The 13700-nt window shown below is 69.0% G+C and carries 15 protein-coding genes, 1 rRNA gene and 1 pseudogene; 10 read left to right on the top strand and 7 right to left on the bottom strand.

The features are described 5' to 3' along the window. Positions 1-95: 95 nt before the first annotated feature. A complete protein-coding gene (locus ABZ953_RS24475) occupies positions 96-2759 on the top strand; it encodes an FHA domain-containing protein (protein WP_361727320.1) in 2664 nt (887 codons plus the stop codon). 112 nt (positions 2760-2871) lie between these two features. On the opposite strand, the gene ABZ953_RS24480 is transcribed toward ABZ953_RS24475, so the two are convergent. The 3 genes and pseudogenes from ABZ953_RS24480 to ABZ953_RS24490 form a co-directional block, all read right to left on the bottom strand. Continuing rightward, positions 2872-3591 carry a transglycosylase SLT domain-containing protein gene (locus ABZ953_RS24480; protein ID WP_361727322.1) on the bottom strand — a complete coding sequence of 240 codons (720 nt, stop codon included), beginning with the start codon at positions 3589-3591 and terminating at the stop codon, positions 2872-2874. Positions 3592-3889: 298 nt separating this feature from the next. After that, a pseudogene (locus ABZ953_RS24485) lies at positions 3890-4033 on the bottom strand (S-adenosylmethionine:tRNA ribosyltransferase-isomerase); the annotation flags it as partial. Then, positions 3999-4133: a hypothetical protein gene (locus tag ABZ953_RS24490; RefSeq protein WP_361727324.1), complete on the bottom strand. Its 135-nt coding sequence runs from the start codon at positions 4131-4133 to the stop codon at positions 3999-4001. The gene ABZ953_RS24490 and the pseudogene ABZ953_RS24485, both read right to left, overlap by 35 nt. A 79-nt stretch (positions 4134-4212) precedes the next feature. Here ABZ953_RS24490 and ABZ953_RS24495 point away from each other — a divergent pair, with 79 nt between their 5' ends. The 4 genes from ABZ953_RS24495 to ABZ953_RS24510 all read left to right on the top strand — a co-directional run bounded on the left by ABZ953_RS24495 (position 4213) and on the right by ABZ953_RS24510 (position 6827). Continuing rightward, positions 4213-5358: a GAF domain-containing sensor histidine kinase gene (locus tag ABZ953_RS24495; protein WP_361727325.1), complete on the top strand. Its 1146-nt coding sequence runs from the start codon at positions 4213-4215 to the stop codon at positions 5356-5358. Then, positions 5351-6013: a response regulator transcription factor gene (locus tag ABZ953_RS24500; protein WP_361727327.1), complete on the top strand. Its 663-nt coding sequence runs from the start codon at positions 5351-5353 to the stop codon at positions 6011-6013. Before ABZ953_RS24495 ends, ABZ953_RS24500 begins: the two co-directional genes overlap by 8 nt. A 150-nt stretch (positions 6014-6163) precedes the next feature. Then, positions 6164-6415 (top strand): chaplin, encoded by a 252-nt coding sequence (locus ABZ953_RS24505; protein WP_361727329.1) that lies wholly within the window; start codon positions 6164-6166, stop codon positions 6413-6415. Positions 6416-6578: 163 nt separating this feature from the next. After that, a complete protein-coding gene (locus tag ABZ953_RS24510) occupies positions 6579-6827 on the top strand; it encodes a chaplin (protein WP_361727331.1) in 249 nt (82 codons plus the stop codon). Positions 6828-6985: 158 nt separating this feature from the next. Here the strand turns inward: ABZ953_RS24510 and ABZ953_RS24515 are convergent, their stop codons facing one another. After that, a complete protein-coding gene (locus tag ABZ953_RS24515) occupies positions 6986-7774 on the bottom strand; it encodes a hypothetical protein (protein WP_361727333.1) in 789 nt (262 codons plus the stop codon). A gap of 121 nt (positions 7775-7895) precedes the next feature. Between ABZ953_RS24515 and ABZ953_RS24520 the strand changes: the two genes are divergently transcribed. From ABZ953_RS24520 to ABZ953_RS24530, 3 genes are all read left to right on the top strand, one after another. Beyond that, positions 7896-8693, top strand: coding sequence for an ABC transporter ATP-binding protein (locus ABZ953_RS24520; protein WP_361727335.1), 798 nt, complete (start codon positions 7896-7898; stop codon positions 8691-8693). 45 nt (positions 8694-8738) lie between these two features. Further along, entirely contained in the window at positions 8739-9167 is a 429-nt protein-coding gene (locus ABZ953_RS24525) for an NfeD family protein (RefSeq protein WP_361727337.1), read from the top strand. A gap of 99 nt (positions 9168-9266) precedes the next feature. Then, positions 9267-10205 carry an SPFH domain-containing protein gene (locus ABZ953_RS24530; RefSeq protein ID WP_361727339.1) on the top strand — a complete coding sequence of 313 codons (939 nt, stop codon included), beginning with the start codon at positions 9267-9269 and terminating at the stop codon, positions 10203-10205. A 30-nt stretch (positions 10206-10235) separates the two neighbouring features. Here the strand turns inward: ABZ953_RS24530 and ABZ953_RS24535 are convergent, their stop codons facing one another. From ABZ953_RS24535 to ABZ953_RS24545, 3 genes are all read right to left on the bottom strand, one after another. After that, positions 10236-10742 carry an HNH endonuclease gene (locus ABZ953_RS24535; RefSeq protein WP_361727341.1) on the bottom strand — a complete coding sequence of 169 codons (507 nt, stop codon included), beginning with the start codon at positions 10740-10742 and terminating at the stop codon, positions 10236-10238. A 147-nt stretch (positions 10743-10889) separates the two neighbouring features. Further along, entirely contained in the window at positions 10890-11429 is a 540-nt protein-coding gene (locus ABZ953_RS24540; RefSeq protein WP_361727343.1) for a YbhB/YbcL family Raf kinase inhibitor-like protein, read from the bottom strand. A gap of 48 nt (positions 11430-11477) precedes the next feature. Continuing rightward, positions 11478-12260: a sporulation protein gene (locus ABZ953_RS24545; RefSeq protein ID WP_361727344.1), complete on the bottom strand. Its 783-nt coding sequence runs from the start codon at positions 12258-12260 to the stop codon at positions 11478-11480. A 173-nt stretch (positions 12261-12433) separates the two neighbouring features. On the opposite strand from ABZ953_RS24545, the gene ABZ953_RS24550 reads away from it, so the two are divergent. Together ABZ953_RS24550 and ABZ953_RS24555 are read left to right on the top strand one after the other, a co-directional pair. After that, the gene (locus ABZ953_RS24550) at positions 12434-13075 is read left to right on the top strand and encodes a DNA-3-methyladenine glycosylase (protein WP_361727346.1); all 642 of its coding nucleotides are present in this window, start codon (positions 12434-12436) and stop codon (positions 13073-13075) included. 533 nt (positions 13076-13608) lie between these two features. Then, positions 13609-13700: ribosomal RNA gene (locus ABZ953_RS24555) — 16S ribosomal RNA — on the top strand; the annotation flags it as partial.

Below are 13700 nucleotides of genomic sequence, written 5' to 3' on the forward strand. Positions count from 1 at the left end.
AGGCCTCCGCCTGAAATAGTTCCTCCCGATGTTCGACATCCCTAGACTCCCCATCGATGGGGGCTAGCTCGGGGGACAACTCAGTGGGGCATGGAGTGCCGGAACTCGTACTGGAATTGAATGGCAGGACCTGGACGCTCGACGCGTCCAGGCCGTACACCCTCGGACGTGATCCGCAGGGGGATATCTCGCTCGACGACGCCAGGGTCTCCTGGCGGCACGCGTCGATCAGCTGGAGCGGGCGCAGTTGGGTCATTGAGGACCACGGCAGCACCAACGGCACCTTCGTGCAGGGCCAGCGGATCCATCAGATGGAGATCGGCCCCGGTTCGGCCGTGCACCTCGGCAACGCGACCGACGGTCCGCTGGTGAACGTGTCCGGCGGCGCCGCGGGCGCGGCCGCCGTCTCCGCGGCGCAGCACGCCCAGCAGCAGGTCGCGCCGCAGCACGCGCCCCAGCAGCACCAGCAGCACCAGCAGGAGGCACCCGGCTGGGCCGCGCAGGCCTCTCAGCAGCATGCCGCCCAGCCGCAGGCACCCCAGCAGCACGCACCCCACCAGCAGGCCCCGTACCAGGCGCAGCAACAGGGCTGGCCGCAGCAGCAGCCCCAGCAGCATCAGCCGCCCCAGCACCAGCCCCAGCAGCAGCACCAGTCGCACGTGCCCCAGCAACAGGGCGGCCCGTCCGAGGCGTACGCACAGAAGACTCCGGGTTCCGGCGGGGCTGCGGGGGCCCCGCCGGTCTACGGCGACCGCAGTCCGACGACGTTCCACCAGCTGGCGCTCGGCCGCAAGATGCGCATCGGCCGCGCCCTGGAGAACGAGCTCGTCGTCTCCGACCTGCAGGTCTCGCGCCACCACGCCGAGTTCACCGCGACGCCCGACGGCCGTTTCGAGATCCACGACCTCGGGTCCCACAACGGCACGTACGTCAACGGCCAGCCCATCGCGAAGTCCTCGACGGTCCTCATCGGCCCGAACGACATCGTCGGCGTCGGCCACTCGACCTTCCGCCTCGTCGGCGGACAGCTCGAGGAGTTCGTCGACACCGGTGACGTCTCCTTCTCGGCCCGCCACCTCACGGTCACCGTCGACGGCGGCAAGCAGATCCTCAAGGACGTCTCGTTCGGCGTCCCGGAGAAGTCGCTCATCGCGGTCATCGGCCCCTCGGGTTCCGGCAAGTCCACCCTGCTCAAGGCGCTCACCGGCTACCGGCCCGCCAACCAGGGCGACGTCCTCTACGACAACCGCAACCTGTACAAGCAGTTCGCCGAGCTGCGCCAGCGCATCGGTCTGGTCCCGCAGGACGACATCCTGCACAAGGAACTGACCGTCAAGAAGGCCCTCAAGTACGCGGCCAAGCTGCGCTTCCCCGCGGACACCTCCGAGGCGGAGCGCAACCAGCGGATAGACGAGGTCCTCGGCGAGCTCAAGCTGGACATCCACAAGGAGAAGAAGGTCACCTCCCTCTCCGGTGGCCAGCGCAAGCGCGTCTCGGTGGCCCTGGAACTGCTCACCAAGCCCTCGCTGATCTTCCTGGACGAGCCGACCTCCGGCCTCGACCCGGGCATGGACCGCGACGTCATGCAGCTGCTCCGCGGCCTCGCCGACGACGGCCGCACGGTCCTCGTCGTCACACACTCGGTCGCCGAGCTGGCGATCTGCGACAAGCTCCTGGTGATGGCGCCGGGCGGTTCGGTGGCGTACTTCGGCCCGCCGGAGGAAGCCCTCAACTTCTTCGGCTACAGCACCTGGGCCGACGTCTTCTCCGCCTTCGAGAACTACCGCGACTACGACTGGGCGGGCCGCTGGAAGGGCTCGCAGCACTACCAGATGTACGCGGCGGACATCGACGCCGTCGCCGCGCAGTCCGTACCGATGCCCCCGCCGCAGGCGGTGCGCCCGCCGAAGCCGCAGGGCTGGGGTTCGCAGCTGTGGACCCTGATCCGCCGCTATGTGTCGGTGATCGCCTCCGACAAGGGCTTCATGGGCCTGATGGTGATCCTGCCCGCGGTCCTCGGCATCGTCAGCGTCGTGATCCCGGCCGACTTCGGCCTGGGACCGCCCAAGCCGCCGGTGAAGTTCAACGCCGACGCGGGCACCATCATGCTGATCCTCGCGGTCGGCATGTGCTTCTCCGGCGCGGCCAACTCCGTACGTGAGCTGATCAAGGAACGGGTCATCTACGAGCGGGAACGGGCGACCGGCCTCTCCCGCTCGGCGTACCTGATGTCCAAGGTCATCGTCCTCGGCATCATCACGGCCATCCAGGGCGTCATCATCTGCGGCATCGGCTTCGCCCCCCGCGAGCTTCCGGCAGAGGGCCTGATCATGCCCCCGGCCGTGGAGATCTGCCTGACGATCATCGCGCTCGGCTTCACGTCGATGATGTTCGGCCTGGTCATCTCCTCGCTGGTGAAGACCTCCGAGAAGACCATGCCGCTCCTGGTGATGTTCGCGATCGTCCAGGTCGTCTTCACCGGCGTCCTCTTCCAGGTCTACGGCTCGCCGGGCCTGGAGCAGTTCGCCTGGCTGATGCCGTCGCGCTGGGCCATCGCGGGCTCGGGCGCCACGCTCGACCTCGCCCACCTGATGCCGCCGTGGGACCCGAAGAAGCCGGGCGACCTCGACCCCCTGTGGGAGCACTCGGCCGCACAGTGGGGCATGAACATCACGATCCTGCTCGCGCTCGGTGTCATCTGCGGCTTCGCGGTCGCGCGCCTGCTGCGCCGGCACGAGCCGGAAGTCATGCGCAAGTAGCGGACCCGGCTCCGTACGCGAAGAAGGGCGGCACCCCGTGCGGGGTGCCGCCCTTCGGCGTCCGTGGGCCTCAGCTTCGGCTGAAGAGGTCCATTGATCAGGCGATCAAGGCTCAGTAGGCGCCGTTCACGTTGTCCATCGAGCCGTACCGGTCGGCGGCGTAGTTGGCCGCGGCCGTGATGTTGGCGACGGGGTCGTAGATGTTCGTGGACGTGCCGTCGACGTGGTAAGCGTCGAACGTCGGCTTGATGACCTGGAGCAGACCGACCGACGGGGTGCCGTTGATGGCGTTGATGTCCCAGCCGTTCACGGCCTGCGGGTTGCCCGCGGACTCACGGATGATGTTGCGGTGCAGACCCTCGTAGGAACCGGGGATGCCCTTGGACTTCATGATGTCCAGGGACTGGCGGATCCAGCCGTCGAGGTTGTTGGTGTAGACGGGCTTGCGGGCGGCGGCGCGGCTCGCGGCCTCCTGGGCCTTGCGCTCGTCCTCGGCCTTCTTCTTCGCGGCGGCCTCGTCGGCCGCCTTCTTGGCGTCCTCGGCCTTCTTCTTCTCCTCGGCGGCCTTCGCGGCGTCGTCCTTGGCCTGCTTGTCGGCGGTGCCGTGCTGCTTGATGACACCGGCGCGCACGGCCTGCTCGGCCTCGACGTTCTGCTTGAAGGCCACCGGGGCGGCATCGAGGCTCTGGGTCTCGGTACCCGCATCGGCGCTGCCCGGCACGAGGGAGAACGCGAGGGCGGCGGCGCCGAGCGTGGCGACACCGGCGATCGAGAACTTCTGGGTCTTGGTCACGGCAGCGCGATCATGACCAGGGGTGGTGTGCTTGGACATGCGAGATGGACCTCTTCGAATAGCGGAGGTCGCTCTGGTCCGGCGGGGGGACAGATTGCTTCTCCGGCACAAACGCCGCGGTGGTCAGACCGCGGCGCCGAGCGACGGGAGCAATTGTTAGCGGGCGCAAAATTCGGAGGCAAAGCAGTGACGTACGATGCCAGGTAGTGGATCAGGAATCCGACGATGCCCGCAGCAAGCCCGGATCCCCTACCCATAAAGGGAACTCTCATCCACTAGGAGCCTTCGTACGTGATGTGCGTCCTATGCGCGGGCTCACATCGGACACGTAACAGCCTCACCGCGAGTTGCCGACGCAACCCTCTCCGTGAGGAGTCTCCTCCGGGAGGATGAGGTGGCTGTCGCCGAACTCGTGCCAGAGGCAGAGACGCCGTACCGCCTGCGTATCACCGCGCTCGATCGCCGCCCGGCCCGCCACCGCTCCCGTCCGGATCCCGCAGCTCGACCGCCCACCGCCCGTCGGGCACGCGCAGCGGTACGCCCAGGACCGCGCGGAGCCCTTTGCCCTGGTCCCGGACCATGGGCCTAGGGCCCGCGGCCTAGGCGGAGGCCGCCACAGGTCGGATACGGACTGTCACACCCCGCCGGTACGGTGTGACCATGAGTCAAGGACCCCGATCCGGCCTGACCGCGGTGAGTTCCGCGCTCCTCGCCATGAGCAGGCACCTGGAGGTGCGCGACGTCCTCAAGACGATCGTCGCCTCGGCCCGTGAGCTGCTCGATGCCGAGTACGCCGCGCTCGGAGTCCCGGACGACCACGGCGGATTCGCCCAGTTCGTCGTCGACGGCGTCAGCGAGGACCAGTGGAAGGCCATCGGCCCCCTGCCCCGGCAGCACGGCATCCTCGCCTCGATGCTGCAGAAGGGCGAGACCGTCCGGCTCGGCGACGTGCGCGAGGACCCCCGCTTCGGAGGCTGGCCCTCCGCCCACCCGGAGATGTCCGACTTCCTCGGCGTGCCCATCCACTACGACGACGAGACGCTCGGCGCCCTCTTCCTCGCCAACAAGAACTGCCCCAAGCCGCAGGGCGGTTGCGGCTTCACCGAGGACGACACGCAGCTCCTCTCCATCCTCGCCCAGCACGCCGCCATCGCCCTCACCAACGCCCGCCTGTACGAACGCAGTCGCGAGCTGACCATCGCCGAGGAGCGCTCCCGCCTCGCCCACGAACTGCACGACGCCGTCAGCCAGAAGCTGTTCTCGCTGCGCCTGACCGCGCAGGCCGCCACCGCCCTGGTGGACCGCGATCCGTCCCGGGCCAAAGGCGAACTGCAGCAGGTGGCGGCGCTCGCGGCGGAAGCCGCCGACGAACTGCGCGCGGCCGTCGTGGAGTTGCGTCCCGCCGCGCTCGACGAGGACGGCCTGGTCGCCACGTTGCGCACCCACATCCAGGTGCTGCACCGCGCCCACGGCGCACAGGTCACCTTCGAGAGCCACGGCGTGCGGGCCCTGCCCGCCTCGCAGGAGGAAGCCGCGCTGCGGGTCGCGCAGGAGGCCCTGCACAACGCCCTGCGTCACTCCGGCGCGGAGCACGTCAAGGTGACCCTGGACAAGCGCGGATCCGGCGCGGTCCTGTGCGTCACCGACGACGGCACGGGGTTCGAACCCATGGGCGTACGCCGCGCGGGGCGGCATCTGGGCCTGGTCTCCATGCGGGACCGGGCGAGCGGGGTCGGCGGGCGGCTGACCGTGGAATCGGAGCCCGGCAAGGGCACAACGATCAAGATGGAGGTCCCCGGTGGCTGACGCCGTGCTCAATACGAAGACAGGGATCCGGGTACTGCTGGTCGACGACCACCAGGTGGTCCGCCGCGGTCTGCGTACGTTCCTGGAGATCCAGGACGACATCGACGTCGTCGGCGAGGCGTCGGACGGCGCCGAAGGCGTCGTACAGGCCGAGGAGCTGAAGCCGGACGTCGTCCTGATGGACGTCAAGATGCCCGGCATGGACGGCGTGGAGGCGCTGCGCAAGCTCCGCGAGCTGGCCAACCCCGCGCGCGTCCTCATCGTCACCAGCTTCACCGAGCAGCGCACGGTCGTCCCCGCCCTGCGCGCCGGCGCCGCGGGGTACGTCTACAAGGACGTCGACCCGGACGCCCTCGCCGGCGCCATCCGGTCCGTGCACGCGGGCCACGTCCTGCTGCAGCCGGAGGTGGCGGGCGCGCTGCTGTCCCAGGAGGAGACGGGCAACAGCCACGGCAGGGGAGGGTCGCTCACCGAGCGCGAGCGCGAGGTCCTCGGCCTGATCGCCGACGGCCGCTCGAACCGCGAGATCGCCCGCGCCCTCGTCCTCTCCGAGAAGACCGTCAAGACCCACGTCTCGAACATCCTGATGAAGCTGGACCTGGCCGACCGGACCCAGGCCGCCCTCTGGGCCGTCCGCAACGGTGCGGCGGGCTGACCGGACCGCGAGCGGAGCGTCGCCTTCCGGACTGAGATTCATACCGTCGTGTAGATGTCCCCCGATTGGCGTATCCCTTGGGGCGCTCCGGCGTTCTCCAGTGCGTGCTGCGGCGGCTGGCCGCAGTTTCCGCTCAGGAGGAACGTAGAAGTGAAGAACCTGAAGAAGGCCGCTGCTGTCACGATGGTGGCCGGTGGCCTGGTTGCGGCCGGCGCCGGTATGGCCTCGGCCCACGGCCACGGCGGCGCGCACGCCGACGGTGTCGCCACCAAGTCGCCCGGCGTCGGCTCCGGCAACCTGGTCCAGGCCCCGATCCACATCCCGGTGAACGCCTGCGGCAACACCGTCACGGTCATCGGCGCCCTGAACCCCACGTTCGGGAACGTCTGCGCGAACGTCTGACCATCCCCCCGACCCACCGGCCGCTCCCTGGCGGCCGGTCCGGGCGGGAGGTCCCGTTCTCCGCAGCGCCAGCGCGCCGCGCACCCTTTTGACCCCGCAGCTTTGACCCCGCAGCTCTGACCCCGTAGCCGGGGTCGCCATGTCAGCAGGAGGAGCACTTCCCATGAACAGCATCGCCAAGAAGACCGCCCTGGCCGTCGTCGCCGCCGGTCTCGCCGCGGGCGCCTCCGCCGGAGTCGCGTCCGCCACCTCCGACGCCCAGGCCAACGGCGTCGCCACCAAGTCGCCGGGCGTCGGCTCCGGCAACCTCGTCCAGGCCCCGGTCCACGTCCCGGTCAACGTGACCGGCAACAGCGTGAACGTCGTGGGCCTGCTCAACCCCGCGTTCGCCAACGCGACCGTGAATCGCTGACGCACCGGTCCCGGCACGGGCCCCGCGGACCACTGAGGTCCGCGGGGCCCGAGGCGTTCCGTGTGCCCGCGCCGCGGACGCGCCGTGTGCCCGCGCCGCGGACGCGCCGTGTGCCCGCGCCGGGGGTGCGCCCTCAGTGCCCGCCCCGCTCCCGCTCCTCAGTGCCCGCCCCGCTCCCGCTCCTCGACGGCGGAGTCGTACGCCGCGACCTGCGCCCGGCGCGCGGTCCGCTCCACCGGCCGCAGAGCCTCCACCCGCGCCGCCATCTCCGATGCGCTGACGGCCCCGCCGTGCCCGTTCCCGTACGCCAGCGAGATCAGCAGACCGACCCGCTGCGCCAGCTCCAACACCCGCACCGCACGCGGCGGATAGCCGGGAGCAAGCACCTCACGGCCCCGTTCCGCCCGCGCCCGGTACGCGTCGAGCGCCGCCTCCGCGACCGGACCCGACCCCGCGACATCGAGCCGGGCCAGCACCTCCGTCGCCTCCCGCAGCGCCTCCGCCAGCTCGCGCTCCGCCTCCCCGAGCGAGGGCACGTCGGCGGGCGGCCCCTCGCGCACGGGCAGGCAGTGCCAGACGACCTCCACGTGTACGTCGCCTTCCGGCCCCGCCTCGTACACCTCGGGCACGAGCCCGTACGGCGCGCCGAACGCGACGACGGCCTCCTCCGCCTCCAGGGCCCGCGCGTTGAACTCGGGCGGACCGCTCAGCCCGAGCGGATGCCCCGGCGCGGGCAGCGCCACCCGCAGGCCGGTCACCCCCAGCGAGCGCAGCCGCCCCAGGGCGAGCGTGAGCCCGACCGGGCCCGACTCCCCGGGCAGTCCTTCGACCCGGTGCACCGCGTCCTCGCCGACCATCGCGAGCACCGCGTCATCCGGAGAAACAAGTCCGGCCAAAAGGGCATTTCCCCAAGCGGCCAGGCGTCCTGATCGTGGTTCCGAGAGCATGCACACAGCCTAAGGACCGGGCTCACGACAGGAACGGTCGGCCGGTGGCGTAGGTTTTATCCGGGGGCCGCGTCCACCGACGCGAGCGACGACCGAGACTGCAATGGGAGACAGCGCGCTCATGAGCGATGTACTGGAGCTTGAGGACGTATCTGTGGTCCGCGAGGGCCGGGCTCTGGTGGACCAGGTCTCCTGGTCGGTGAAGGAGGGGGAGCGCTGGGTCATCCTCGGCCCCAACGGCGCGGGCAAGACCACCCTCCTCAACCTCGCCTCCAGCTACCTCTTCCCGAGCACCGGCAGCGCCACCGTCCTCGGCGAGACCCTCGGCAAGCCCGGCACCGACGTCTTCGAGCTGCGCCCGCGCATCGGCGTCGCCGGCATCGCGATGGCCGAGAAGCTGCCCAAGCGCCAGACCGTCCTCCAGACGGTCCTCACCGCCGCGTACGGCATGACCGCCGGCTGGCACGAGGACTACGAGGACGTGGACGAGCAGCGTGCCCGCGCCTTCCTCGACCGCCTCGGCATGAGCGACTACCTGGACCGCAGGTTCGGCACCCTCTCCGAGGGCGAGCGCAAGCGCACCCTGATCGCCCGCGCCCTGATGACCGACCCCGAGCTGCTCCTCCTCGACGAGCCCGCCGCCGGCCTCGACCTCGGCGGCCGCGAAGACCTCGTACGCCGCCTCGGCCGCCTCGCCCGCGACCCGATCGCCCCCTCGATGATCATGGTCACGCACCACGTCGAGGAGATCGCCCCCGGCTTCACGCACGTCCTCATGATCCGGCAGGGCAAGGTCCTCGCCGCGGGCCCGCTGGAGCTCGAACTCACCTCCCGCAACCTCTCCCTCTGCTTCGGCCTCCCGCTCGTCGTCGACCAGAAGAACGACCGCTGGACCGCCACGGGCCTTCCGCTGAGCTGATCGGCGCCCTGTCCCGAACAGGACCGGCGGTCCTACCATGGCCTCGTGGACATCGACGCATGGGTGTGGTGGCTGATCGGCGCCGTCGCGCTCGGAATTCCGCTGGTACTGACCGCGATGCCGGAGTTCGGCATGCTGGCCGTGGGCGCCGTCGCGGCGTCCGTGACCGCGGGCCTCGGCGGCGGCACCGTGCTGCAGGTCGTGGTCTTCGCGGCGGTCTCCGTCGCGCTCATCGGCGTCGTACGCCCCGTGGCGGCCAGACACCGCGCCCAACGCCCCGAACTGGCCACCGGGATCGACGCGTTGAGGGGCAGATCCGCCGTCGTCCTTGAACGGGTCGACGGCTCGGGCGGCCGCATCAAGCTCGCGGGGGAGATCTGGTCGGCCCGCGCGCTCGACACCGACCGCGCCTACGAGGCGGGCCAGGAAGTGGACGTCGTCGAGATCGACGGAGCGACGGCCGTCGTCATGTGAATGCCCCACGGGCAGGACAGCGGTCTGACAGACTCGACCAGCAAGATCTTTGAGATCCCGCGGACACACGCCGAGGCATGAAGGGTACGGGGAGCCACGATGGAACCAATCATCATCGTCCTGATCATTCTGGTGGTCCTTGTCTTCATCGCCCTGATCAAGACCATCCAGGTCATTCCACAGGCGAGCGCCGCCATCGTCGAGCGATTCGGCCGCTACACACGGACGCTGAACGCGGGACTGAACATCGTCGTCCCGTTCATCGACTCGATCCGCAACCGCATCGACCTCCGTGAACAGGTCGTCCCCTTCCCGCCCCAGCCGGTGATCACCCAGGACAACCTGGTGGTCAACATCGACACCGTCATCTACTACCAGGTGACCGACGCACGCGCCGCGACGTACGAAGTCGCCAGCTACATCCAGGCGATCGAGCAGCTCACCGTCACCACCCTTCGCAACATCATCGGCGGCATGGACCTGGAACGGACGCTGACCTCCCGCGAGGAGATCAACGCGGCCCTGCGCGGCGTCCTCGACGAGGCCACCGGCAAGTGGGGCATCCGCGTCAACCGCGTCGAGCTCAAGGCGATCGAGCCGCCGACCTCCATCCAGGACTCGATGGAGAAGCAGATGCGCGCCGACCGCGACAAGCGCGCCGCGATCCTCCAGGCCGAAGGTGTCCGGCAGTCGGAGATCCTGCGCGCCGAAGGTGAGAAGCAGTCCGCGATCCTGCGCGCCGAAGGTGAGGCCAAGGCGGCCGCCCTGCGCGCCGAGGGCGAGGCCCAGGCGATCCGCACGGTCTTCGAATCCATCCACGCCGGCGACCCGGACCAGAAGCTCCTCTCCTACCAGTACCTCCAGATGCTCCCGAAGATCGCCGAGGGCGACGCGAACAAGCTCTGGATCGTGCCCAGCGAGATCGGCGACGCGCTCAAGGGCCTGGGCGGCGCCCTCGGCAACTTCAACCCCATGGGCGGCGGTTCGGGCAGCGGCTCCTCCGGCAAGGAGCGCCGCGAGCAGCCGACGATCGACTGAGCGGGCGTTCCGCGTAGCGTCCCGAGGGCATTACGCCGCAGGCTGCGCCAGCCACTCGGGCAGCGAGGCCAAGTCATCCCGCCCGAGGGACAACAGCATCGCGTCCGCGGGCGTCGGCTCGAACGGCTGCCGCAGCAACGGCATCCCGGCCTCGTCCGGAGTCCGGTTCGCCTTGCGGTGATTGTCCAGGGCGCACGAAGCCACCGTATTGAGCCAGGAGTCGGCGCCGCCCTGCGACCGCGGCACCACATGGTCCACGGTCGTCGCACGCCTGCCGCAGTACGCGCACCGGTGCCGGTCGCGGACCAGCACACCCCGCCGCGACCACGGAGCCTGTCTTCGGAACGGCACCCGTACATACCTGCAGAGCCTGATCACCTGCGGCACGGGTATGTCGATCGCCGCCGCGCGCACACGGAGCCCGGGGTGGGCGTACTCGACCACGGCCTTGTCCTGGAGCACCAGAACGACGGCCCGGTTGAGCGACACCGTCGAGAGCGGCTCGAAGCTCGCGTTCAGCACCAGCGTGTCCCGCATCAACCTGCCCACCTCCCGTATGCACCGGCCCACCGCCTGGCGGGCTTGGATCAACTTTGGCCGGGCGCGCCGAGATGGACAACGCAATAAAAATGCCCGCCTCCGATCACTTCCATGACCAGAGACGGGCAAACAATCGGTGAACGCTCAGCTCTCCGCGGGAGCGGCGTACTCGGCGATCACCTGCGCACGCGCGAGCGTGTGGAACCGGAGGTTGAACCCGACGAACGCGGGAGCGGCATCCGCATCGGGGCCCAGCTTCTCCTGGTCCACCGCGTACACGGTGAACACATAGCGGTGCGCCGGGTCGCCGGGCGGCGGCGCCGCACCCCCGAAGTCCTTCGTCCCGAAGTCGTTGCGCACCTGCACCGCGCCCTCGGGCAGCCCCTCGAACTTGCCGCTGCCCGCACCGCCCGGCAGCTCGGTCGCCGAGACCGGGATGTCGAAGACGGTCCAGTGCCAGAACCCGCTCCCCGTAGGGGCGTCCGGATCGAAGCACGTCACGGCGAAGCTCTTGGTCTCCGGCGGGAAGCCCTCCCACCGCAGCTGCGGCGAGGTGTTCCCGGCCGCGTGGACCTGCGCGTCCCGCAGGACCGCACCCGGCTCGAAGTCCTCGCTCACGACCGTGAACGACGGCACGGACGGGTGGAAGTCATGGGGAAGCGGCGGCCTCTTGAGCTCGGTCACGTCGGCACCTCCTGGTTGGTTGCTGGACCTCGCTGATCCTCTTCGAGCCTAGAACCAGTTCCGCTTGCTGCCGACCTGGGACAGCCACTCGTTCAGGTACGCGGCCCAGTCCGTGCCCTGGAAGTCGTTGAGTCCCACCTTGAACGAGCGGAAGGAGTCGCTGCTCTCGCTGAACAGGCCCGGCTTCTTGTCCATCTCCAGGACGACGTCCATCTCCCGGTCGTCGGCGACGAAGCTCAGCTCGACCTGGTTGAGACCGCGGTACTGCTGCGGCGGGAAGAACTCGATCTCCTGGTAGAACGGCAGCTTCTGCCGCGTACCGCGGATGCGACCGCGCTCCATGTCGGCGCTCTTGAAGCGGAAGCCCAGCTGGATGAAGGCGTCCAGGATGGCCTGCTGCGCCGGCAGCGGGTGCACGTTGATCGGGTCAAGGTCGCCGGAGTCCACGGCGCGCGCGATCTCCAGCTCGGTGGTCACACCGATGTTCATCCCGCGCAGCTGCTGCCCGTCGATGGAGGTGACCGGCGTCTCCCAGGGGATCTCGAGCCCGAACGGCACCGCGTGCACCTGGCCCGCCTTGAGCGTGAAGGCACCGCCGAGCCGCACCTTGGTGAACTCGATGTCCTGCTTCGTCTCCTGGTCGTTGCCCTCGACCTCGACCCGCGCCTGCAGGCCGACGGAGAGCCCCTCGATCTCCTGGTCCACGGACCCGCCCTGAATCCGCACCTCACCCTGGACCACGCCACCCGGCACCACGTTGACCTCGGTCAGCACGGTCTCGACCGAGGCACCGCCGGCCCCCATACTCGCGAGCAGCTTCTTGAACCCCATGACTCTCCTCCCCCAGGCAGCCGCCTGTGGTTCGTCTCGACTTGAATCCTTGATCCGTACAAACGCGAGGGGGCCGTGCCCGGTTCCGCGCCATCACCCTGATGTCACCCTGACGACCGAGCGGCCCGAAGGCCACCGACGTTCCGACACCACCTGTATTACGCTCGTACGGCATGATCGTGGCCACTGACCGTACGCCCCTGACCCGAGACTTCTTCGACCGCCCTGTCCTCGAGGTCGCCCCGGACCTGCTCGGCCGAATCCTCGTACGAGATTCGTCGGACGGCCCGATCGAGGTCCGCCTGACGGAGGTGGAGGCCTACGCGGGAGAGGCCGACCCCGGCTCACACGCGTATCGCGGCCGCACCGCCCGCAACAGCGTGATGTTCGGACCGCCCGGTCACCTGTACGTCTACTTCACCTACGGCATGTGGCACTGCATGAACCTGGTGTGCGGTCCGGAGGGCAAGGCCGGTGCGGTCCTGCTGCGCGCGGGTGAGATCACGGAGGGCGCCGAGCTGGCCCGCACCCGTCGACTCTCGGCCCGCAAGGACAGGGAACTGGCCAAAGGCCCCGCACGCCTGGCCACCGCCCTCGACGTGGACCGCCGCCTCGACGGCAGCGACGTCTGCGCGGACCCGGACTCCCCGTTCACCGTCCTTACGGGCACCCCTCCCTCTTCCGACCAGGTCATGAGCGGCCCGCGTACGGGAGTGTCGGGGGAGGGCGGTGTCCACCCCTGGCGCTTCTGGACGGCCAACGACCCTACGGTGAGCCCTTATCGGGCCCATACGCCCCGACGCCGACGAACTTGACGCGGCCCTGGCCCCTCCGTAATGTGGTCCGAGTCGCCTGAACCGGGCTCGGCAATCTGTCGGCACGGAAGCGGCCAACCACTACCTAACAACTTCCCCTCGGCGGGGTCTTATTCGGCGTGCCCGCATGCCCGAATTCGAACTCGAGGAACTCGATTATGAGTTGCGGAGGGGATCCGCTAAAGTAGTGAACACGCCGAAAGGCAAAGGCCCTCCAACGGCCACCGGAAATGAAATCCGAACCGGAAACGGAACGGAAAACGGATCTGGTAAGGTTGGAAACACGAAATACCGAAGGGAAGCGCCCGGAGGAAAGCCCCAGACAACGTTCTGCGGGTGAGTACAAAGGAAGCGTCCGTTCCTTGAGAACTCAACAGCGTGCCAAAAGTCAACGCCAGATATGTTGATACCCCGACTCACTTCGGTGAGTTGAGGTTCCTTTGAAGAAAACATCAGCGAGGACGCTGTGAACCGGAAGATTATTCCTCTTCCTGGTTCCGCTCTCGTGATGCAATCCCGATTACGGGATGACATTCACGGAGAGTTTGATCCTGGCTCAGGACGAACGCTGGCGGCGTGCTTAACACATGCAAGTCGAACGATGAAGCCCTTCGGGGTGGATTAG

Origin of the sequence: Streptomyces sp. NPDC046465 (assembly GCF_040646035.1) — a bacterium.
In the GTDB taxonomy this organism is placed as follows: Bacteria; Actinomycetota; Actinomycetes; order Streptomycetales; family Streptomycetaceae; genus Streptomyces.